We start from the raw sequence: 18654 nt of genomic DNA on the forward strand, positions 1-18654 counted from the left end.
GGCTTGCAGGTCATTGTGTCAACTCTTTCTCCAGGAGGCGTGCTGCCGTTTGGAGTTGGGATTCAGGGTCTGCGCGCCAGCGCGCCAGGACAGCCGCGGCCCGCTGGCGGTCTCGGTGGTCCAAGCCGGCCAGCAAGGGCACCAGGACGTCGGAGACCAAAGGCCCGGCCAGCTCTGCCGCCTGGGCCGACCGGAGAAAGCCCTCCAGCCGGGTGAGGTCCGAATGCCGCAGCACCTGCACCTTTGTTTGCAGCAGGACAACGGCGGCCAGCCGGCGTTCGAAGACCGGCTGCGAGCCTGGTTTCGGCTGGCCCCACAGGGCGGAGGCCAGCATGACCGTGGTGTCATGGCCCATGTCCTTGAACTTCCTAAGGGCGTCCCGGACTGTGCCGCGGACTGCGCCGATCGAAGACCCGTAGGAGGCCAGGGCTCCGCCCAGCCGGTAGCCCACCTCGTCGGCCCGGTACCAGGCACCCTCGTTCTGAAGGGTCCGGTCGATAAATTCAGCAGCAGCCGCGACGTCGGGCACCTCGGTCACCGCCCCCGCCCCGCAGAGGCATGAAGGATACAGAATGGGGTCCAGGGCCGCGCCTCGAGCCTGCCGGCCGCAATGGGCTCGCCGCAGACCGCACAGGTTCCATAGGTGCCGTTGGCCAGCCGCTCCAGGGCTGCCTCCACTTGGTCCAGCCCGGCTGAACTCTGCTTCAACAATGCCGACGCCTGCGACAGTTCGAAGGCGATCGTGGCGCCCTCGGGATCGTGTTCGTCATCGACGTTGGAGTCCTGCCGGGCCGCGTTGGCCGCGTCGATATCAGCCCGCAGCGCCGGCAACAGGGCCAACCTCCGGGCCCGTTCCTCTTCGAGCAGCACCCTGAACCGTTCGAAATCTGGCATGCGGAAAGCCTAGCGCGTCAGTCAGTACCAGTTCAGGGCGACGGAATGGCTCCAGGCGCCGCACGGGGACCCGTAGCGGTCGCGGATGTAGCCGAGCCCCCAGTCAATCTGCGTCCGGTAACTCGTCAGCCAGTCGCTTCCGGCGCTGGCGTACTTTCCCGGCGGCAGGGCCTGGGCTATGCCATAGGCCCCGGATGAGGCATTCGTGGCCGTGGTCAGCCAGCCGGATTCCTTGGTCCACAGCTGGGACAGGCACTGGAACTGGTCGGCGCCCCAGCCGAGGGCACCCAGGCGTCCCGAGGCATAGGCCTTGGCGCCGGCAGGATCATTGACGGCACCGCCCGGGACGGAGGGAACGACGACGGGCGGCGGGCCGGGCACGGCAGGCTGCGGCGGACTGCCGGGAACCGGGTCGGCCGGCGGGGCCGGTACCGCCTCGTTGCCGGCCGGAGCTGCAGCCGCGGGTTTGGGCTGCCGGGCTGCGGCCGCGGCAGCCTGCGCCGCGGCTTCGGCCTGCCGGCGGGCCTGCTCCGCCGCAGCGGCGCGCTTGGCCTCCTGGGCCGCTTCATAGGCAGCCAGCGCCGCCTGGCCCTGGCGATACTCCCCCTCAAGTGCCGCCGTCGTTCCCTTCAGCGAGGCCAGCTGGGCGGTCAGTTCGGTGCTGTGCTGCTGTTCGTCATTTACCTGCCGGGCAAGCGCGTCCTGGGCGGAGCGGGCTGCGTCCAGTTTGGCTTTTGCTTCCCCGGACAGTCGTTCCCGCTCAGTGCGGGCCACTTTTTCCTGCTCTGCCAGGGATGCGGCAACTTTTCCGGCAGCCGCAGTTTTCTCCACCAGAGCAGCAGTCTTGTCGCCCACCAGCTGGACGAGGTTGAGCCCTTGGACGCTGTTGTTCCGCAGGGCATCAAGGGCCACGAAGAATCCGGTATTGGTCCCGCCCGTCTTGTACGCCTGGACGGCAAGCGCTCCGATTTCCTTGCGATGCCGGGCCAGTTCGTCGTTGGCGCGGGCAGCCTGGGCGGACAATGAATCCAGCCTTACCGATGCCGCTTGCAGCCCGGCGTCGGCTGCGGCGTAGTCGGCCGCTGCCCGGACCGCCGTGTTACCGGCGGCTTCAGCCTGGGTCTGGAGGCCGTCCAGGAGCCCATTGATGGTGGTGATCTCTGCCGCTTTCGCTGCCTCGGAAGACTGCGCCTGCTGCACGTCAGCCCAGGACGGATACCCACCGGGAGGTGCAGGCTCGTCTGCCGTGGCAGGCAGGACCGTGGCCGCTGCCACTGCGATGGCGAGCAGTCCCCCCACCAGTGGGGACGTGGGCATGGTCACGAACAGGGGCATAGTCCCGAAGCATACCGGCGGCACGCCGGAGCGGAAAGGCGGCCGTGCCTGCTTTGTTACCCGTTTGGTCCGGTGCCGGACCGGCGGGAGCCCGGCGTGGGTGGATCGGACCCATCCAATCGTTGGTTGAATACGAGAGAAGAACCTCGCATGTTATCTAAACGTGACAATGGGAGGGTCGGCGGGTTATGGTCTTCTGGTGTCCCTCCCCAAACGGGACACTCCCATCAGTTTGCCGAGCCCTGCCGCTGATACCGGGATTCAACCGCATTCATGCTGGCAGGGACGGGGGAACCAAGTTTCCACGACCTTTCAGGTCTTGGGGTTAAGTCGGACAGCTCCTCCGCCCACCGCGGAGATATGTTCGGCCGGGTATCTCCAACCCGAACCCGACAGCTCACCCCGCAGGCATGGGAGAGGCGATCAATCGTGTCAAAGAATCTCAGCACTGCCCGCCACCGCGCGACCCCGGTCCGCTCCATTGCGCTCGAGGGACTCGCCGTGACGGCCAAATCACAGGCCCGTTCGTTTGGCCGTCCGGCCCTCGCTGTTGCCGCCGCGTCCGGCATCGCGTTCGGCGTCGGCGCCCCGGCCCATGCGGGCGTGACGGGCGCGGACACCACTGAGCAGGCCAGCGTCCAGGCCGCCGCAGCTCCTGCAACTGCTCCGGCAGCCGCGGCAGCAACCGTCCACACCGTCGTTTCCGGGGACACCCTCGGCGCGATTTCGGCCGCGTACGGAGTCAGCCTCAATGACGTCCTGGCTGCCAACGGCCTGGGATTGTCGTCCATCATCTACCCCGGTGACCAGATCCAGATCCCCGGCGCCGGCTACGTGGCAGCACCTGCCCCGGCGCCGGCAGCGGCCCCCGTCCAGGCGGCAGCCGCCACCGCACCGGCGAACACCGGCATGAACATGTCCTACGCATCAGCAACGCCGGTGGCGTCCACCACCGGCAGCGGGACCGGTGCTGCCATCCTGGCCTCCGCCTACGGCCAGGTCGGCGTGAGCCAGGACTGCACCGCCATGGTTGAAAAGGCCCTGCGCTCCGTCGGCAAGAGCGTCGGCGACCTGGCTCCCACGCAGTTCTTCCAGTACGGCAGCGTGGTCGGGAGCCCGGCACCCGGCGACCTCATCATCACCTCGGGCCACGTGGGCGTTTACGCCGGCAACGGCCAGGTTGTGAGTGGCGGCGTCAACGGCTACACCACGCAGGTGCACTCCATCAGCTGGCTCAGCGGCTACTCAGTGGTCCGCGTCGCCTAGTCTTCGCGCAGTAAAGCCTGCTCCCAACAGGAGGGTGGCAGCCGGGTCTCCGGTTGGCACCCTCCTGTTGTCGTCGGATCAGGTCCCGCAAAAGGTCGTATAGGTCCCGAAGTCCGCCGGGGCACCGTCCATGTAGCGTTCCAGCCCGGCCCGCTCGGTGAAAGGATCGGTCACGGCCTGAAGCAGGCGCTGCAACGGGGCAGGATCTCCCTCCGTGCCGGCGGCGAGGGCTTCCTCCACCAGATGGTTCCGTGGAATGTACGCCGGGTTGACGCTGTCCATCAGCCCTGCGTCGGGTTGCAGCGCCAACCACCGCTCCGACCAGGCGTCGAAGCCGGCCAAATCCATCACCATCCCGCGCACCGGGCGCAGGTCGCCGCGGGCCGCCCTGCCAAGGTTACGGAAGAACAGGGTGTAATCCACCGGGCCGTCCTTGAGGATGGCCACCACATCGTCAATAAGGCTGGACAAGGCGTCGTCGCTGGCGTTTCCAGCGGCAAGACCCAGTTTGGTTTTCATGCCGCCCGTCCACGCCGTGCTGTACTGTCCACGGAATCCACCGAGCACCTCCACCGCTGCAGCAACAGCCTTGTCCTCGTCTTCGTCAACGAGCGGCAGCATTGCCTCGGCAAGGCGGGCAAGGTTCCATTCGGCAACGACTGGCTGGTTGGCGTAGGCGTAACGGCCACTGACATCGATGGAACTGAACACGGCGGCGGGATCGAAGGCATCCAGGAACGCACACGGGCCGTAATCAATGGTTTCCCCTGAGATGGTCATGTTGTCCGTATTCATGACCCCGTGCACGAATCCCGCCAGCATCCACCGGGCCACCAGCCCGGCCTGGGCGGAACAGACGGACGCAAACAGTGCCAGATAGGGGTTTGGGGCGACTGCAGCGTCCGGATAGTGCCTGCTGATGGCGTGGTCAGCCAGCCGCTTGAGCAGGTCCATGTTCTCCGTGGCCCGTGCGTACTGGAAACTCCCAACCCTCAAGTGGCTGCTGGCCACCCGTGCCAGGACAGCACCGGGCAGCATGCCCTCGCGCCGGACCTGCCGCCCCGTCGCCACGACGGCGAGGGAGCGCGTGGTGGGAATACCCAGGGCGTGCATGGCCTCACTGACAACGTACTCGCGCAGCATTGGCCCGACGACGGCCCGGCCGTCCCCGGCGCGGGCGAAGGGGGTGCGCCCCGAGCCTTTGAGGTGGATGTCCAGCATGCGGCCGGCGCGGTCCGTGACTTCCCCCAGCAGGAGCGCGCGTCCGTCGCCGAGCAATGGGGAGTAGCCGCCGAACTGGTGGCCCGCGTAAGCCTGCGCCACCGGGGTGGCACCGGCGGGAACGTGGTTGCCCACGAGGAGGCGCACCCCTTCGGGACCGTGGAGGTATCGCGGGTCAAGGCCCAGGCCTGCTGCGAGCTTTTCATTCAGGACCAGGAGTTCGGGGTCCGGAGCTTCCTCGGCCTGCCAGGGAACGGCAAGTTCCGCCAGTTCACGGGCGAAGCGGCCGTCGAAGGTGACCGTGGATTCAGCTGCTGCCGTCATGGGTTAACCCTATCGCCGTGGTGCCGCCCGCCCCTCCTGCACGGAGAGTTTCAGGCCCTGCCGCCGCTGGCCCCTGCATCATCCAGCCCCTTGGCATAGGCCGCCTGGCCGGCATGCTGGAGGCAGTCCCCCAGAATGCTGACAAGCCGCACCCCAAGGGTCACCGGCGGATCCCAGCGCCTGTCCACCACGCGGTCCAGGTCCTGTTCTTCCAGGCTTTCGAGGACCTTCGTGGTCTGCCGGTGGACTGCTTCACAGTACTCAAGCAGGAGCTCACCGGATGCCCGGACAGCATCCACCTGGCCGCTGGAGTGGCCATAGCCCGTGTCGCCTTCCGCCAGCGGGAGGCCAAAACGCGACACGAAGCCTTCCGACGTCCAGACCTGTTCCAACTCCGAGGCGGAGGCGACCTGCGCATCCTCCACCCTCCCCAGGTGCCACACCAGCCAGGCGATGGAGTTGCCGCGGCCGGAGGGGCGGTGCTGGAGCTGTTCCTCGTCGAGCCCGTCGAGCACCTGCCGGACCAGGCCCGGGAGGCGGCCAAAGGACTCAAGGAGCAATTCTTTGGAATCCATGGATCTGGCGCCTTTCGGGTTGCCCGGTCGGGGAACAATAAGGTTACTGAGTAAACGTCATGCCTGTGAACAGGCGGCCCCAGTCAACATGTGCGCTTGTTTCGACTTTGAGGGGGACGCGGGGTACAAGGTAACCAAGGTGCATCATGTCGTGGGCCGGGCGTTGACCGCAAGCAAGGAGAACCGATGGAACGCAGCCATGTATCCCCGGACAGTCACGGGGCAGAACCGTCCCGGACCCAGTCCCCCGCGGCAAGGATGTCAGCGCTCTGGGCGGATGGTTTGGGCAGGGCCAGCATCAGGGCCGTCCAGGCGCTCTCGCTGCTGGCGCTCGCCTGGGTGGCCGTGGTGGCCGCCACCCGGGTTCCGCTGGTGACCGTACCCGTGCTGGTCGCCCTGATCCTGGCGTCGGCAATGGCTCCCGCCGTGCGGTGGCTCGCCGCCCGCGGGTTCCCCCGGTCGCTGGCCGTGCTGTCATCCTTCCTGGTGATCATCGCCGTCGCGGCCGGAGTGGTGGGCGGCATCGTTGCACTGGTCCGCCAGCAGGCCCCGGTTCTGGCAGCACGGGCGGAAGCAGGGATTGGCCAACTGCAGCAATTCATCACCACGGGACCCGTCGCACTGACCGGCGCGCAAATCGACGCGGCCCGCAACGAATTCCAGAAGTTCCTTGCCGGCGGAACCCTGGGAGCCGATGCGCTGACCGGACTCAGGACCGCAGGGGAGATTGCTGCCGGCACGGTCCTGACGGCCGTCATCCTTTTCTTCTTCCTCAAGGACGGCGAGAGGATCCGGTCGTTCCTGATCGGGTTCCTTCCCGGCAACCATCAAGGAAAAGCACAGTTGGCCGCGGAACGCAGCCTCCTGGTGCTCGGCGGCTACGTCCGGGGCACCCTCATCATTGCCGCGATCGATGCGATCCTGGTGCTGGTGGGGCTGCTCATCCTTCGGGTCCCCCTGGCCGTGCCGCTGGCCGCCGTGGTCTTCCTGGGCGGGTTCATTCCGATCATCGGGGCAACCACCGCCGGCAGCCTCGCCGTACTGGTAGCCCTGGTGGAAAACGGGCCGGTACCGGCGCTCATCGTGCTGATCATCCTGGTGGCTGCCAACCAGTTCGAACACCACATCCTGCAGCCTGTCTTCATGGGCCGGGTCCTGCGGATCCACGGGCTGGTCATCATCCTGGCGCTGACGGCCGGGGCCACCTTGGCCGGGGTGGTCGGGGCGCTGCTCGCAGTCCCGCTGGCCGCCGTCGGATGGACCATCTACAGGACGCTGTCCGGACGCGAAGCAACGGCCGGCGATCCACCGGCACCTTCGGCCTAGCGGCCCTCCTGCACGCCTGCTTCGGTGACTTTAGGCCCTAGAGTGCCGGTGGGGCGGGGGCCAGTCTTGAAGGGCAGGAAGACCCTTTCACGACAAGCAGGAAGTGCGGCCATGTCATCCCAGAAACCCATCGCCGTGGGCACCAACGATTCAGCACAAAGCCAGGCCGCAGTCTTGTGGGCTGCCCGTCGTGCACACGACGCCAAGCTGCCCCTGGTGATCCTCCACGTCGTCGATGACCGGTGGATCGCCGAGCCCTACCCCTGGTTCGGGACCCTGCAGCACGCTGGCGAGGAACTCCTGAAGACCGCCGCCGCGCGCCTTGAAGGATCCGTCCCGATCACGCCCGCCACGGAAATGCTCACCGGGAGCGTGGGCGGATCGTTGGCCAAATACTCCAAGAAGGCCTCCATGATGGTCATCGGCTCCGGGAGCGGACACCTCGGCGGCACCCTGGCCGACCGGGCGCTCCAGGTTGCCACCGCGGCGAAAGTCCCGGTCGCCGTTATCGGAACCCAGGACCTTGAGGGCAGGACGGGCGTCGTGGTGGGCGTGGATGGGTCGGCGGAATCGACCCAGGCTGTCGCGTTCGCCGCTGCCGAAGCAGACCGCAATGGCGACGAACTCACGGTCGTCTACGCCGTTAACGTCCCGAATCCGGTCGTCGATGCAGGCCTGACACCCGGCGCCCTCGCTGACCTGATCGTCGATGAGGAACGCGTTGTCCTCTCCGAAACCGTCGCGGGGCTCAAGGAAGACTACCCCGACCTGACGGTGCACCAGCGCCTTGTATCGGACAAGGGCCCGGTGGACGCCCTGGTCGACGCCGCCGCAGGGGCCCGCCTCCTGGTGGTGGGCAGCCGCGGACGGGGCTCCTTCAAGCGCCTGCTCCTTGGTTCCACCGCCCATGGCGTGCTGAAGCACCTTCCTTGCCCCACCATCATTACCCGGACCCAGGCCATGAAGGACACCATCTAGCCGCAGAGCCTGCAGGTCCTCTTCCCCACCTGTCCATGACCCCACCCGGAAGGTCCGGCGCCATGAAAAAACCCGCCGCAATCATCATGCTGATCCTTGGGATCCTGCTGGCACTCCCGGGCCTTGCAGCACTGGCGGGAGGCGCCGTGGCTTCCGCGGTGGGGTCGATCCAGGGAGACGGATTCCTCACGTCCGGTACGTCACGGTTCTCGGTGAACTCCTTCGCCCTGACTTCCCCACGCGGCGACACCATGGGGCAGGAAGTGCCCGGCCGGCTTCCCTTTGACATTGGTACCCTGCGGCTGCGGGCAGAATCCGAGACGGCGGGCAAGGCGGTCTTCATTGGCATCGCACCGCAGGCCGACGTCGAAAAGTACCTGGCCGGCGTGCACCACTCCGAACTGCTCAACGTCTCCCAGCGGCCGTTCCGGGCCGATTACCGTGATGTTCCCGGGACCAGTCCTGCCACACCGCCGGCGGACCAAGGCATCTGGAGCGCCTCGGTTTCCGGCTCCGGCCAGCAGGAACTCACCTGGAACCTGGCACCGGGGGCCTGGGAAATCGTGGTGATGAACGCTGATGCCTCCTCCGGCGTGGACGTCCAACTGCAGGCGGGCTTCCACTCAGACCTCTTCCGTCCGGCGGCCACGGCCCTGCTGGTGGCCGGGATTATTGCCCTGCTGATCGGGATACCCCTGATCATTGTCGGCGCGGCTGGGCTGGGGCGGCACGCAGGACCCCCAAGGGGCGGCCCGCCGGTGGGAGCACCGGCAACCGCAGGCCCGGCGATGGCCATGGCCGGGCCAGGCCAGGCCGCCGGACCAGCAGTACCCGGCACTCCGGCGCCGTACGGGGCATTCCATGAACCACAAGTCTTCGCTCCGGTACCTGTTCCCCCCACGGGCTACCCGGCGAGGCTGGTCGGCGAACTTGATCCAGGCCTCTCCCGCTGGTTGTGGCTGGTCAAGTGGTTCCTGGCCATTCCACACTTCATCCTGCTGTTCTTCCTCTGGTTCGCCTTCGTCATCACCACGATCGTGGCAGGATTCGCCATCCTGTTCACCGGCCACTACCCGCGGGCACTGTTCGATTTCAACGTCGGCGTGATGCGCTGGAACTGGCGGGTGGCCTTCTACGCCTACGCCGCCGTCGGCACCGATCTCTACCCGCCTTTCACGCTGAGGCGCACCAACTATCCTGCCGACTTCGACGTGGACTACCCTGAGAGGCTCTCCCGCGGCCTGGTCCTGGTGAAATGGTGGCTCCTGGCCATCCCGCATCTTCTCCTCGTGGCCGCATTCGCGGGCACCACGGGCGCCGTGTGGCGGTGGGAGGCAGGGAACGACATCATCGGTGGCACGTATGAACGCGGATCGGGCCTGTCCCTCCTGGGCCTGCTGGTGTTGATTGCGGCGGTCATCCTGTTGTTCACCGGCCGCTACCAGCGTCCATTGTTCGATTTCATCCTCGGCGTGGACCGCTGGATCTACAGGGTCCTGGTGTACACCTCACTGATGCGTGACGAGTACCCGCCCTTCCGGCTGGACCAAGGTGCCGGTGAGCCCGGCTTGGCCCCGGCCGCTCCCCCGGCGGGCCTTCCACCCGCCGCGGCCGGGCCGCCGCCGGCGGGCGGGCCCCAAAGCGTGGGGCCGGCGCAGTGACCTTCGCCCCTACCTCCCGGCCGCCGGGGCGAACGATGATGGGCGTGACCAGCCGGGTCCGATGAAGGAGCAGACATGAGCGTTGCCGGGGCACCGATAACCAACATCGTGGTGGGCGTCGACGGATCGGAGGCGTCCGTTGAAGCCCTCCGCCAGGCCCAGCGGATGGCCGTCCCGTTGGGCGCCAAAGTCCGGGCGGTAGCCTGCTGGGACTACCCCCAGGTGTATACCGGCTACGTGATGATGGGCGTGGAAGGCTTCGAGGAAGGCGCTAAAGCAGTCCTCGACGGCGCCGTGACGCAGGCCTTCGGCGCCGACACGCCGTCGAACGTCACCGCCACGCTGGTCCGGAGCCATCCGCGGGAGGCGCTGATCGACGCCAGCCGCGAGGCTGACATGGTCGTGGTGGGGCGCCGCGGGCACGGCGGGTTCGGCGGCCTGCTCCTGGGCTCGGTGAGCTCCGCCGTCGTCGCCCATGCCCACTGCCCGGTCCTGGTGGTTCACACCCCGGAGGCCAGCACCGCCGATTCCAAGGCCTCCTGACGGCGACGGCGACGACGCCAACAGCCACCGGCGTGCCGGGCGGGTGAGGCAAGTGCCGGCGGATGACGTACGACGACGGACGCTCGCCCTGGCGATCGCCGGCGCGCTGGTGGTCCTCGCCGTCGCCCTGGCCCTGTTTCGCCCGGCACCGGCGGCCGGCCCGCCCCTGCCCACCCCGTCGGGGGCGTCTGACGCCCCGACCGCAACCCAACCCATCCGGTCCGCATCAGCCAGCGCGGATGCTGCCCCCGGCACTGCGCCGCCGGCAGAAACGGACACGCCCGAAGCGGGCGGGACACCGGTGGAACCTCCAGCCACGATCCCGCCGGCCGGGCCCTCCGAGGTACCGGATGAACCGGTGGCACCCCCGGCACCCCCGGCACCCCCGGCTCCCCCGCTCCCGGAGTTTCCCGAAGCCCTCCGCGGCCAGGACCTCACAGTCGTTCCCGGGGCAGGCCCCAACGTCGCACTCACCTTCGATGCCGGAGCCAACGCGGCAGGGCTGGCTGGAATCCTGTCCACCCTCGCGGCCAAGGGCGTTGCCGGCACTTTCTTCCTGACCGGAAACTGGGCTGCCAGCAACCCGCAGGGAGTGGCACAGATTGCCGCAGCCGGGCACCGGGTGGCAAACCATTCCATGACGCATCCAGGGTTCACCGGGCTGGCAGGGGACGCCATCGTCAACGAGGTGCGAAGTGCAGAACAGGCCATCCTGGCCGCGGGCGCCGACCCCAGGCCCCTGTTCCGGTTCCCCTACGGCGACCGTGATGCGCGGACCATCGCGGCCGTCAACGCCCTGGGATATGTGGCTGTTCGATGGACGGTGGACACTTTGGGGTGGAAAGGAACCAGTGGCGGCGCCAGCGTCCAGTCGGTGGCCGACCGTGTCCAGGCCGGGCTGCAGCCCGGGGAGATCGTCCTGATGCACATCGGTTCAAACCCCGACGACGGCACCACGCTCGACGCGGACGCCCTCCCCCGGGTCATCGACCGCATCAGGGCCGCTGGCTACGGTTTTGTCACTCTCGATGCCCTGCTGGCGCGCTAGCCTCCGGCCGCACCACCATCATGGGCAACAAGACGCCGGCAGGGACCACCCCGGCAGGCACCCCGGGCCCGGCCCACCATGGACTGCCCGTCCACGAAGTGGTGCTGCTGTTTGGCACGGACACCGCCACAGGCCTGGACCCGGCCGAGGTGGTCCGCCGGCGGGCGCAGTTCGGCGCGAACATGCTTCCCCGGTCACGGCGCGGGGGTATTGCCGGCAAACTCGGGCGCCAGTTCAACAACCCGCTGGTTTACGTCCTGCTGGCGTCCGCCGCGGTGACCGCGTTCCTTCGCGGGTTCCTGGACGCCGGGGTGATCCTCGCCGTGGTTCTGGTCAATACGCTCATCGGTTTCATCCAGGAGGTTCGGGCCGACGCGGCCCTCGATGCCCTCCACTCCATGGTTCGCACCCATGCGGCAGTCGTGCGGCGCGGCGAAAGGTTGAGCATTCCCTCCGAAGACCTGGTGCCCGGAGACCTGGTGCTGCTGGAAGCGGGTGACAGGGTCCCCGCCGACCTGCGCCTGGTCCGCCTTTCAGCGATGCGGGTGGATGAATCCGCCCTGAGCGGCGAATCCGAACCGGTTGCCAAGGACCAGGTGGTGCTCCCCCGGTCCACACCCGTGGCAGACCGGCGGAACATGCTGTACAGCGGCACGTTGGTGACTGCCGGAACCGGGGCAGGGATCGTCGTCGCTATCGGCGGCGAAACCGAACTCGGCGAAATCCACCGGCTCATCGGCGACATCCGGCCCGAGGCCACGCCCCTTACGCGCAAGCTGGCACGGTTCAGCACAACGCTTACCGCGGCCATCCTTGCCCTGGCGGGCGTGGCTTTCCTTGCCGGCGTGGCACGCGGTGAACCGCCCGAAGAAATGTTCACCGCAGCCGTCGCCCTTGCCGTTGGGGCCATCCCCGAAGGCCTGCCAGCCGCTGTCACGGTGGCCCTTGCCATCGGCGTCCGCCGGATGGCGAGGCGCCGTGCCGTGGTCCGCCGGCTTCCGGTTGTGGAGACGATCGGCAGTGTCACCGTGATCTGTTCGGACAAAACAGGAACCTTCACCGAAAACCAGATGACCGTCCGAGTCCTCTGGACCCCTGCCGGCAGGTATGGCGTGACAGGCACCGGCTACAGCCCGGAGGGACACATCATTCCCCCAAGCACCATCCACACCGGCGGCACAGCGCAGCCGCCGGTGTGCCTGGGGCGCGACGGGATCCGGGACGAGGCACTGCGGTGGTGCCTCCTGGCCGGGGCAGCCTGCAATGACGCCGGTGTCCGCCGCGAGGGAGCAACCTGGCAGGTGCGCGGAGATCCCACCGAGGCCGCGATGCTGGTGGCCGCCGGGAAGGGAGGCATCTCGCTTGCGGAGTTCCTCGCCGGCTGGCCGCGGCACGCCGAACTGGCCTTTACTCCTGAGCGTCAGTTCATGGCCACGATGCATCGCTCCGCGCATCCGGACGGTACCGGGTTCGTGTTTGTCAAAGGCGCCGTGGAACGTGTCCTTGAACTCTGCGGTGGCGAGATGGACGCACAAGGCGGCGCCAGGCCGCTCCGCAGGCAGGCCGTGGTCAATGCTGCACATGCGCTCGCCGACGGTGGACTGCGTGTGCTGGCAACGGCCATGATGCGCCTCCCCGCGGCTACCGGAGCCCTTGACGGCACGGAGTTGGAAGGACGCATGACCCTGACCGGGCTCCAGGCAATGCACGATCCGCCGCGTGAAGCGGCGGCATCGTCAGTCCTGGCGTGCCGACGCGCCGGGGTGGCCGTCAAGATGATCACCGGCGACCACGTCCGGACCGCCCTGACTGTCGCCGCGGCGGTAGGGCTGACCAACGGTCCAGAACCCGGAGCAGCGCTCACCGGCGCGGAGCTGGACACCATTCCAGCCGACCGGCTGCCGGATGCGGTGGAACGCGCCACGGTGTTCGCCCGGGTTTCCCCGGAACAGAAGCTCCGCCTTATTCAGGCCCTCCAGTCCCGGGGCCATGTGGCGGCCATGACCGGGGACGGCGTCAACGATGCGCCCGCCCTCCGGCAGGCCAATGTTGGCATATCCATGGGGCGCAGCGGAACCGAGGTGGCCAAGGAAGCCTCGGACATTGTCCTGACGGATGACGACTTTGCCACCATTGAGGCTGCCGTTGAAGAAGGACGGAACGTTTTCGACAACCTGGTCAAGTTCATGGTCTGGACCCTGCCAACCAACATGGCAGAGGGGCTGGTGATCCTGGCGGCCATCCTGGCGGGCGGGACGCTCCCCATCCTCCCTACCCAGATCCTCTGGATAAACATGACCACAGCCGTTGCCCTTGGGCTGATGCTCGCCTTCGAACCGAAAGAGCCCGGACTGATGACCCGGCCGCCGAGGGCACCGGACCGTCCGCTCCTGACCTGGGCCCTCACCGTGCGCGTCATGCTCGTCTCAGCGCTCCTGGTCGCGGGCACCTGGTGGCTCTTTGGCCACGAGCTCACCGTCGGTGCATCCGTTGCCCAGGCCCGGACGTCCGCCGTGAATCTCTTCGTGGCCGTTGAGGTCTCCTACCTCTTCAGCTGCCGGTCCCTTACCCGGCCGGCCTGGCGGATCAGGCCATTCGGCAACCGCTGGCTCCTCCTCGGGGTGGGCCTCCAATCCGCCGGACAGGTGGCCCTCACCTACGTTCCCCTCATGAACGAACTCTTCCATACCGCCCCCATCGGACTGGATGCTTGGCTGCGGATCCTCGGCCTGGCCATGCTCGCATCCTTGGCGGTCGCCGTCGACAAGCGCCTGCGCCGGCAGGGTTTCTAGATCGTTTTCCCGCTGGCTCACGAGCGGCGGCGGATCTGCCGGCGCAGGGCTCCGGTGCCGGCCGGAACGGGACTAATGGCTCTGCCTGCGCCCACCCCGCAATCCAATACTGGAAGGGAAGGCAGCCGGTTGGCGGCGGCCTTCTGTGAATCGGAGGTCGGGGAAGTGTACGGCTGGAACGACGGCATGGGCCTGTGGGGCTATGCCCTGATGAGCATCAGCATGCTGGTGGTCTGGGGAGCGATCATCACCGGCATTGTGCTGCTGGCCCGATCATTGCGGGCCCCCTCCCCGCACAATCCACAGCCTCCGTCTCCGCGGATGGCGGAAGACCTGCTGGCGGAGCGTTTCGCCCGCGGGGAGATCGACGTTGCGGAGTACCAGAACAGGCTGGCCGTCCTGCGCGGCCACCCGGGCACCTGAGCCAAAGTCCGCAGGAAACGGACACGGGGAGCCCACGATGCCTCTTTCCGAATTCGAGAAAAGGGAACTCGAACTGATCGGGCACGGCCTGGAGCAAGACGACCCCAGGCTCGCCGTACTGCTGAACCACGACGCCTTCGCCTTGTCCCGCCGGACAAGCTTCCGGCGCGCAGTGGTGCTCTTCGCGGCCGGGGTCTGCATCCTCCTGCTTGGCCTGGTGGCCCACGCCCCTGTCGTTGGTATTGCCGGCTTCACGGTGATGAACGGTGCCGGGTACTGGGCCATCAAAGATCTGCACTGGTCGCCGCGGAAGGCAGCCCCGCACGCCACCCGGATGGAAGGCACCACCAGCGAATAGCAGGACGACGCCGGCGTCCCGGCTGTGCGGGGCCAAGCGTCCCGGGCGGCATCGGGCCAGGCGGGTCGACGTTCAAGCGGGCCGGCGGTGCAGGGCTTCAGGGGCGCTTCAGGGCTGTGCCGTCGCGTCGGTCAGCGCAACTTCTTCCGCGGCACCGGTTTCCGCGGCGTGGACCACGAGTACCGGGCAGTGGGCATGGCTGACAAGGGTTGAACTGACCGAGCCAAGGACAAAGCTGCCGTGGCCCCGCCGTCCCACGATCAGGAGCGATGCGGTGCGGCTCGCGTCCAGGAGAACGGGGCCGGGCTTCCCGCGGACCACCCGGGGGTGCACAAAGGGCGGCGCCTGTCCGAATGCGTCCCGGATCGCCTGGCCCAGCACCTGCTCGGCGGCATACTTGAAACCCTCAATGCCTACGGCCAGGTAAATCCCGTAACCGGCCGGGACATCCCAGCACGCCCATGCTTCAACCGGAGCCCCCAGGGGTTCAGCCACCGCCCGCGCCACGCGCAGCGCCGCGACGGACGCGTCGGAACCATCAACTGCGACGATGATCCTGGGGCGCCGTTCAGGTGCCGCGGACGGCCCTTGGTTCCCTGCTGTTGCCACATTTCCTCCCGTTGCCCTTCGGACCAAGCGTGGACCGGAGCAGGCCGCCGGACCAGGGCCAAAAGTCATGCGGCATACAGCAGCTCCACGGTCCGGACGGTGCACCCGGCAGCGGCAGCACCGGCGCGGCGGACTTTGGTCCCTTCCGGCGGGGCCGGTTGCGGGTAAGAATGGGGTGTGGCCGCTCCGGGGAGCTGCCCGCACAGGTGCGGTTTGGTCCTGCAAGCGTTTGGGAGCGTGGGTGCACATGCATGAAACTGCCGGCAGTGAAGCCACCGGGTCCTCCGGGCCGGTCCGGGTGTTCATCCTTGACGATCATGAACTTGTCCGGCAGGGCCTGAAGGACCTCCTTGAGGGCGAGGGTTTCGTGGTGGTTGGCGAAAGCGGCTCGGCGGCCGAGGCCACCCGCCGTATCCCGGCCCTGCACCCCGACATTGCCGTCCTTGACGGGCGCCTTCCCGACGGGACCGGAATTGAGGTGTGCCGCGATGTCAGGTCCCTTGATCCACGCCTGCGTTGCCTGATCCTCACAAGTTACGACGACGAGCAGGCCCTTCGCGGCGCCGTCCTCGCCGGCGCATCCGGGTACATCCTGAAGCAGATCAGGAGCGATGACCTCCTGGCCGGCATCCGGAGGGCGGCGGCGGGCGAGTCCCTGTTTGAACCGGGCGTTGAGCAACGGATCATCGCGGGCCTTTCCACAGCACCCACGGACCCCCGCCTGGACGGGCTGAGCACCCAGGAAAAGAAAGTGCTCGCCCTGATCGGCCAGGGCCTGACCAACAGGCAGATTGGCGATGAACTGTTCCTGGCGGAAAAGACGGTCAAGAACTACGTCTCGTCCATCCTGGCCAAGCTCGGTTTTGAACGGCGGACGCAGGCCGCCGTCTACGTCACCCGGAACAGTACGGACGGCGCCTGACCGGGTACCCCCAACAGGGGTGCCGCGCCGCCGGCCGACGCGCACTCAGGACAGGCGGGCAACCCATTTCACTGACGTGCCCTCGCCGGGGATGGTGTCGATGTCGCAGCGGCCGCCAAGAAGCCCGGCGCGGTAGCGCATGTTGGCAAGCCCGCTTTCCGTGGCGGGTCCGCTGAATCCATGGCCGTTGTCCTTAATGCACAGCTGGACGTCATCGCCGGAAACGGTGAGGCTGACCTGGATCTCCTCGGCACCGGAGTGCCGCAACGCGTTACTGAGCGCTTCGGAGAGCACGGGCAGCAGTTGGGCAGCCAAATCTTCCCTGACCGAATCCACCGGACCGTCGAGCGACACCTTGGGAATCAGCCCGTAGCTTCGCGAGCTTTCCCGGACAACCCGGAGGATCCGGCCGGTGAGGGGCTCCCGTTCCACATCTGCCGTGCGAAGCGAGTAAATAGTGTCCCGCAGCTTGCGGATGGTGTCATCAAGTTCCTTGGTGACCGCAGCAATTCGATCATGGGCCACGGGGTCTGTGGTGAAGCGTCGCAGGCTTTGGATGCTCAGGCCGGCAGCAAACAACCGCTGGATGACAAGGTCGTGCAGGTCGCGGGCAATCCGTTCCCGATCCGTCAGGAGCAGGTCCTGCTCGCGCAGGGCACTCACGCGTGCCAGGTCCAGGGCCAAGCCGATCCTGCTCCCAAAGATCGAACTGGATTCGGCGTCAGCCTGGGTAAAAGCGGCAGCTCCGTGGGCACGGGCCAGGACAAGCACCCCGTTGCCGCTGTTGCCGTGCCCCAGTTGGCAGACAAGGACAGGCCCCAGCGTTTCGACAATCGCGTGCTCAAAGACCTGGCGCGGCTCCGGAGCCACGAAAGATTCGCCGGTTGCGAAGACTCCGGTTACTGCACTGGAAACCACCAGTTCCTGCCCTGCCTTGATGCCCTGCACGCCAAGGCACGACCGGCACCGGATCACGCCGTCGCCGGCCGGAACTCCGATGAAGGCCACCGAGGCGTCGGCTGCCTTGAGGGCGGTTCCGGCCACGATATCCAGGCTTTCCGCATCCCCTGCATGGGGCTCCATGATCAGTCGACTGCTCAGTTCCATGCCGGCCTCCAGCCATTTCTGGCGGCGGCTGCTGTCTTCAAAGAGGCGGGCGTTCTGGATCGCGACCCCGGCTGCGGCCGCCAAGGCCACTGCGAGGTCTTCGTCTTCCTGCGTGAAATCAACGCCGCCCTGCTTTTCGGTCAGGTACAGGTTTCCGAATACCTCGTCCCGGACGCGGACCGGCACACCCAGGAATGTCCTCATCGGCGGATGGTTGGGTGGAAAACCCGACGCTATGGGGTGCTGGCCGAGGTCATGAAGGCGCAGCGGCTTGGGTTCGCGGATCAGGAGCCCGAGGACACCGTGCCCGGTGGGCAGGTCTCCGATGGAACGGATGCCCGCCTCATCAATTCCCACCGTGATGAAGTGGCTGAGCCGGCGGTCCTCGCCAATGACACCCAGCGCCCCGTAGCCGGCACCCACCAGGGCGCAGGCAGACCGCACCAGCCGGTCCAGGACCGCTTCAAGGCTCAGGTCCTCCGCGACGGCTATGACGGCCGCCAAGAGGCCGTTGATCCGCTCGCGGGTATCCAGCAGCAGGTCTTCCATCTGGTCCCGCATTGGGGAGCGCCACGGCTGCTCAGTGCTCACGTCCCACCTCCGGCGGCAAAAGCCCGCAAGGCAGCAGGCCCGTAGCGCGAATCAAGTGTTCGAAGACATCCTCTGGCAGTAGTCTAGGGGCCGCGTCAACCGCAGGCAGTCCCTGCCGTTGACGCTGAGTCCGGCTCACCGCCGCCAGCCCCCTGTACCGGCGGGACCTTCTCCCCTACCGGCCGAATGATCGCGGACCTAGGCTACGGCCATGAACACAGCAGGGGCAGATCCGGAAATCAAGGAACTCGGTGTCCACGATTGTTGGAAACTCCTTCATTCCACATCCGTTTGCAGGATCGCGTTCACGGACGGCAACTCGGTCGAGAACTTTCCCATGAACTTTGTCACCACCAACGGAACCCTGCTGATGCGGACGGGTGGGGCAACAAAACTCTCCTCCTTCGACGGCAAGGCCGTGGCTGTTGAGGCGGACGGCATGAACCAGTACGGAACCATCGCGTGGAGTGTCATCCTCAAGGGGCACGCCACAGTGGTTTCCGATGCCGAGGAGACCCAGGACGCCATGGATGCCGGACTCTCACCGTGGCAACCGGGCCAGAAGAACACCCTGATCCGGGTTACGCCCCACGACATCAGCGGCCGGAGGTTCGTCATCGCGGCACCTACGCACTGGTGGCCGCCCCGGGAGCCGGCAGCGGACTGAAGATCGCAGCGGCC

At 67.3% G+C, this 18654-nt stretch carries 18 protein-coding genes and 1 riboswitch; of the genes, 11 read left to right on the forward strand and 7 right to left on the reverse strand.

Annotated features, from left to right (window positions below; all coding sequences use genetic code 11):
* Window positions 1-10 precede the first annotated feature (10 nt).
* From DFO47_RS10830 to DFO47_RS10840, 3 genes are read right to left on the reverse strand one after another with little or no spacing between them, the layout of a single operon-like run.
* Window positions 11-538 carry a DNA alkylation repair protein gene (locus DFO47_RS10830; protein WP_133831616.1) on the reverse strand — a complete coding sequence of 176 codons (528 nt, stop codon included), beginning with the start codon at window positions 536-538 and terminating at the stop codon, window positions 11-13.
* A complete protein-coding gene (locus DFO47_RS10835) occupies window positions 535-894 on the reverse strand; it encodes a TraR/DksA C4-type zinc finger protein (RefSeq protein ID WP_018761482.1) in 360 nt (119 codons plus the stop codon). Before DFO47_RS10835 ends, DFO47_RS10830 begins: the two co-directional genes overlap by 4 nt.
* Before the next feature lie 21 nt (window positions 895-915).
* The gene (locus DFO47_RS10840) at window positions 916-2229 is read right to left on the reverse strand and encodes a lytic transglycosylase domain-containing protein (protein ID WP_133831617.1); all 1314 of its coding nucleotides are present in this window, start codon (window positions 2227-2229) and stop codon (window positions 916-918) included.
* A 253-nt stretch (window positions 2230-2482) separates the two neighbouring features.
* Window positions 2483-2655, forward strand: a riboswitch (cyclic di-AMP (ydaO/yuaA leader).
* A gap of 3 nt (window positions 2656-2658) precedes the next feature.
* Between DFO47_RS10840 and DFO47_RS10845 the strand changes: the two genes are divergently transcribed.
* Window positions 2659-3495 carry a LysM domain-containing protein gene (locus DFO47_RS10845; RefSeq protein WP_133831618.1) on the forward strand — a complete coding sequence of 279 codons (837 nt, stop codon included), beginning with the start codon at window positions 2659-2661 and terminating at the stop codon, window positions 3493-3495.
* Window positions 3496-3573: 78 nt separating this feature from the next.
* Here the strand turns inward: DFO47_RS10845 and DFO47_RS10850 are convergent, their stop codons facing one another.
* Together DFO47_RS10850 and DFO47_RS10855 are read right to left on the reverse strand one after the other, a co-directional pair.
* On the reverse strand, window positions 3574-5040 hold the full coding sequence (locus DFO47_RS10850; RefSeq protein ID WP_133831619.1) for a protein adenylyltransferase SelO: 1467 nt from the start codon (window positions 5038-5040) through the stop codon (window positions 3574-3576).
* Window positions 5041-5090: 50 nt separating this feature from the next.
* On the reverse strand, window positions 5091-5615 hold the full coding sequence (locus tag DFO47_RS10855) for a DinB family protein (RefSeq protein WP_018761486.1): 525 nt from the start codon (window positions 5613-5615) through the stop codon (window positions 5091-5093).
* Between the two features lie 186 nt (window positions 5616-5801).
* Here DFO47_RS10855 and DFO47_RS10860 point away from each other — a divergent pair, with 186 nt between their 5' ends.
* The 8 genes from DFO47_RS10860 (at window position 5802) to DFO47_RS10895 (ending at window position 14744) form a co-directional block, all read left to right on the forward strand.
* On the forward strand, window positions 5802-6941 hold the full coding sequence (locus DFO47_RS10860) for an AI-2E family transporter (RefSeq protein ID WP_243835436.1): 1140 nt from the start codon (window positions 5802-5804) through the stop codon (window positions 6939-6941).
* Window positions 6942-7052: 111 nt separating this feature from the next.
* Window positions 7053-7919 (forward strand): universal stress protein, encoded by an 867-nt coding sequence (locus DFO47_RS10865; RefSeq protein ID WP_133831620.1) that lies wholly within the window; start codon window positions 7053-7055, stop codon window positions 7917-7919.
* A gap of 62 nt (window positions 7920-7981) precedes the next feature.
* The gene (locus DFO47_RS10870; protein ID WP_133831621.1) at window positions 7982-9580 is read left to right on the forward strand and encodes a DUF4389 domain-containing protein; all 1599 of its coding nucleotides are present in this window, start codon (window positions 7982-7984) and stop codon (window positions 9578-9580) included.
* Between the two features lie 75 nt (window positions 9581-9655).
* A complete protein-coding gene (locus tag DFO47_RS10875; RefSeq protein WP_133831622.1) occupies window positions 9656-10123 on the forward strand; it encodes a universal stress protein in 468 nt (155 codons plus the stop codon).
* A 52-nt stretch (window positions 10124-10175) separates the two neighbouring features.
* Window positions 10176-11171 (forward strand): polysaccharide deacetylase family protein, encoded by a 996-nt coding sequence (locus tag DFO47_RS10880; protein WP_133831623.1) that lies wholly within the window; start codon window positions 10176-10178, stop codon window positions 11169-11171.
* Window positions 11172-11191: 20 nt separating this feature from the next.
* Window positions 11192-13963 (forward strand): HAD-IC family P-type ATPase, encoded by a 2772-nt coding sequence (locus tag DFO47_RS10885; protein WP_133831624.1) that lies wholly within the window; start codon window positions 11192-11194, stop codon window positions 13961-13963.
* A gap of 165 nt (window positions 13964-14128) precedes the next feature.
* The gene (locus DFO47_RS10890; RefSeq protein WP_206073878.1) at window positions 14129-14386 is read left to right on the forward strand and encodes a hypothetical protein; all 258 of its coding nucleotides are present in this window, start codon (window positions 14129-14131) and stop codon (window positions 14384-14386) included.
* Between the two features lie 37 nt (window positions 14387-14423).
* Complete coding sequence (locus DFO47_RS10895; protein WP_018761494.1) at window positions 14424-14744, forward strand: DUF3040 domain-containing protein; 321 nt, start codon at window positions 14424-14426, stop codon at window positions 14742-14744.
* Between the two features lie 108 nt (window positions 14745-14852).
* Here DFO47_RS10895 and DFO47_RS10900 read toward each other — a convergent pair whose 3' ends face one another.
* Window positions 14853-15353: a universal stress protein gene (locus DFO47_RS10900; RefSeq protein ID WP_018761495.1), complete on the reverse strand. Its 501-nt coding sequence runs from the start codon at window positions 15351-15353 to the stop codon at window positions 14853-14855.
* 247 nt (window positions 15354-15600) lie between these two features.
* On the opposite strand from DFO47_RS10900, the gene DFO47_RS10905 reads away from it, so the two are divergent.
* On the forward strand, window positions 15601-16275 hold the full coding sequence (locus DFO47_RS10905) for a response regulator transcription factor (protein WP_133831626.1): 675 nt from the start codon (window positions 15601-15603) through the stop codon (window positions 16273-16275).
* 45 nt (window positions 16276-16320) lie between these two features.
* Here the strand turns inward: DFO47_RS10905 and DFO47_RS10910 are convergent, their stop codons facing one another.
* Window positions 16321-17943 carry a GAF domain-containing protein gene (locus tag DFO47_RS10910; RefSeq protein WP_133831697.1) on the reverse strand — a complete coding sequence of 541 codons (1623 nt, stop codon included), beginning with the start codon at window positions 17941-17943 and terminating at the stop codon, window positions 16321-16323.
* Between the two features lie 241 nt (window positions 17944-18184).
* Between DFO47_RS10910 and DFO47_RS10915 the strand changes: the two genes are divergently transcribed.
* Window positions 18185-18640, forward strand: a complete 456-nt coding sequence (locus tag DFO47_RS10915; protein WP_133831627.1) for a pyridoxamine 5'-phosphate oxidase family protein — start codon at window positions 18185-18187, stop codon at window positions 18638-18640.
* Window positions 18641-18654: the final 14 nt, after the last annotated feature.

The organism is Arthrobacter sp. AG258, from assembly GCF_004364695.1.
GTDB lineage: Bacteria > Actinomycetota > Actinomycetes > Actinomycetales > Micrococcaceae > Arthrobacter.

Coding starts and splice junctions, on each gene's coding strand:
- DFO47_RS10835 (WP_018761482.1), bottom strand. CDS start 894: ATGCCAGATTTCGAACGGTTCAGGGTGCTGCTCGAAGAGGAACGGGCC.
- DFO47_RS10840 (WP_133831617.1), bottom strand. CDS start 2,229: ATGCCCCTGTTCGTGACCATGCCCACGTCCCCACTGGTGGGGGGACTG.
- DFO47_RS10850 (WP_133831619.1), bottom strand. CDS start 5,040: ATGACGGCAGCAGCTGAATCCACGGTCACCTTCGACGGCCGCTTCGCC.
- DFO47_RS10855 (WP_018761486.1), bottom strand. CDS start 5,615: ATGGATTCCAAAGAATTGCTCCTTGAGTCCTTTGGCCGCCTCCCGGGC.
- DFO47_RS10860 (WP_243835436.1), top strand. CDS start 5,802: ATGGAACGCAGCCATGTATCCCCGGACAGTCACGGGGCAGAACCGTCC.
- DFO47_RS10865 (WP_133831620.1), top strand. CDS start 7,053: ATGTCATCCCAGAAACCCATCGCCGTGGGCACCAACGATTCAGCACAA.
- DFO47_RS10870 (WP_133831621.1), top strand. CDS start 7,982: ATGAAAAAACCCGCCGCAATCATCATGCTGATCCTTGGGATCCTGCTG.
- DFO47_RS10875 (WP_133831622.1), top strand. CDS start 9,656: ATGAGCGTTGCCGGGGCACCGATAACCAACATCGTGGTGGGCGTCGAC.
- DFO47_RS10885 (WP_133831624.1), top strand. CDS start 11,192: ATGGGCAACAAGACGCCGGCAGGGACCACCCCGGCAGGCACCCCGGGC.
- DFO47_RS10895 (WP_018761494.1), top strand. CDS start 14,424: ATGCCTCTTTCCGAATTCGAGAAAAGGGAACTCGAACTGATCGGGCAC.
- DFO47_RS10905 (WP_133831626.1), top strand. CDS start 15,601: ATGCATGAAACTGCCGGCAGTGAAGCCACCGGGTCCTCCGGGCCGGTC.
- DFO47_RS10910 (WP_133831697.1), bottom strand. CDS start 17,943: ATGCGGGACCAGATGGAAGACCTGCTGCTGGATACCCGCGAGCGGATC.
- DFO47_RS10915 (WP_133831627.1), top strand. CDS start 18,185: ATGAACACAGCAGGGGCAGATCCGGAAATCAAGGAACTCGGTGTCCAC.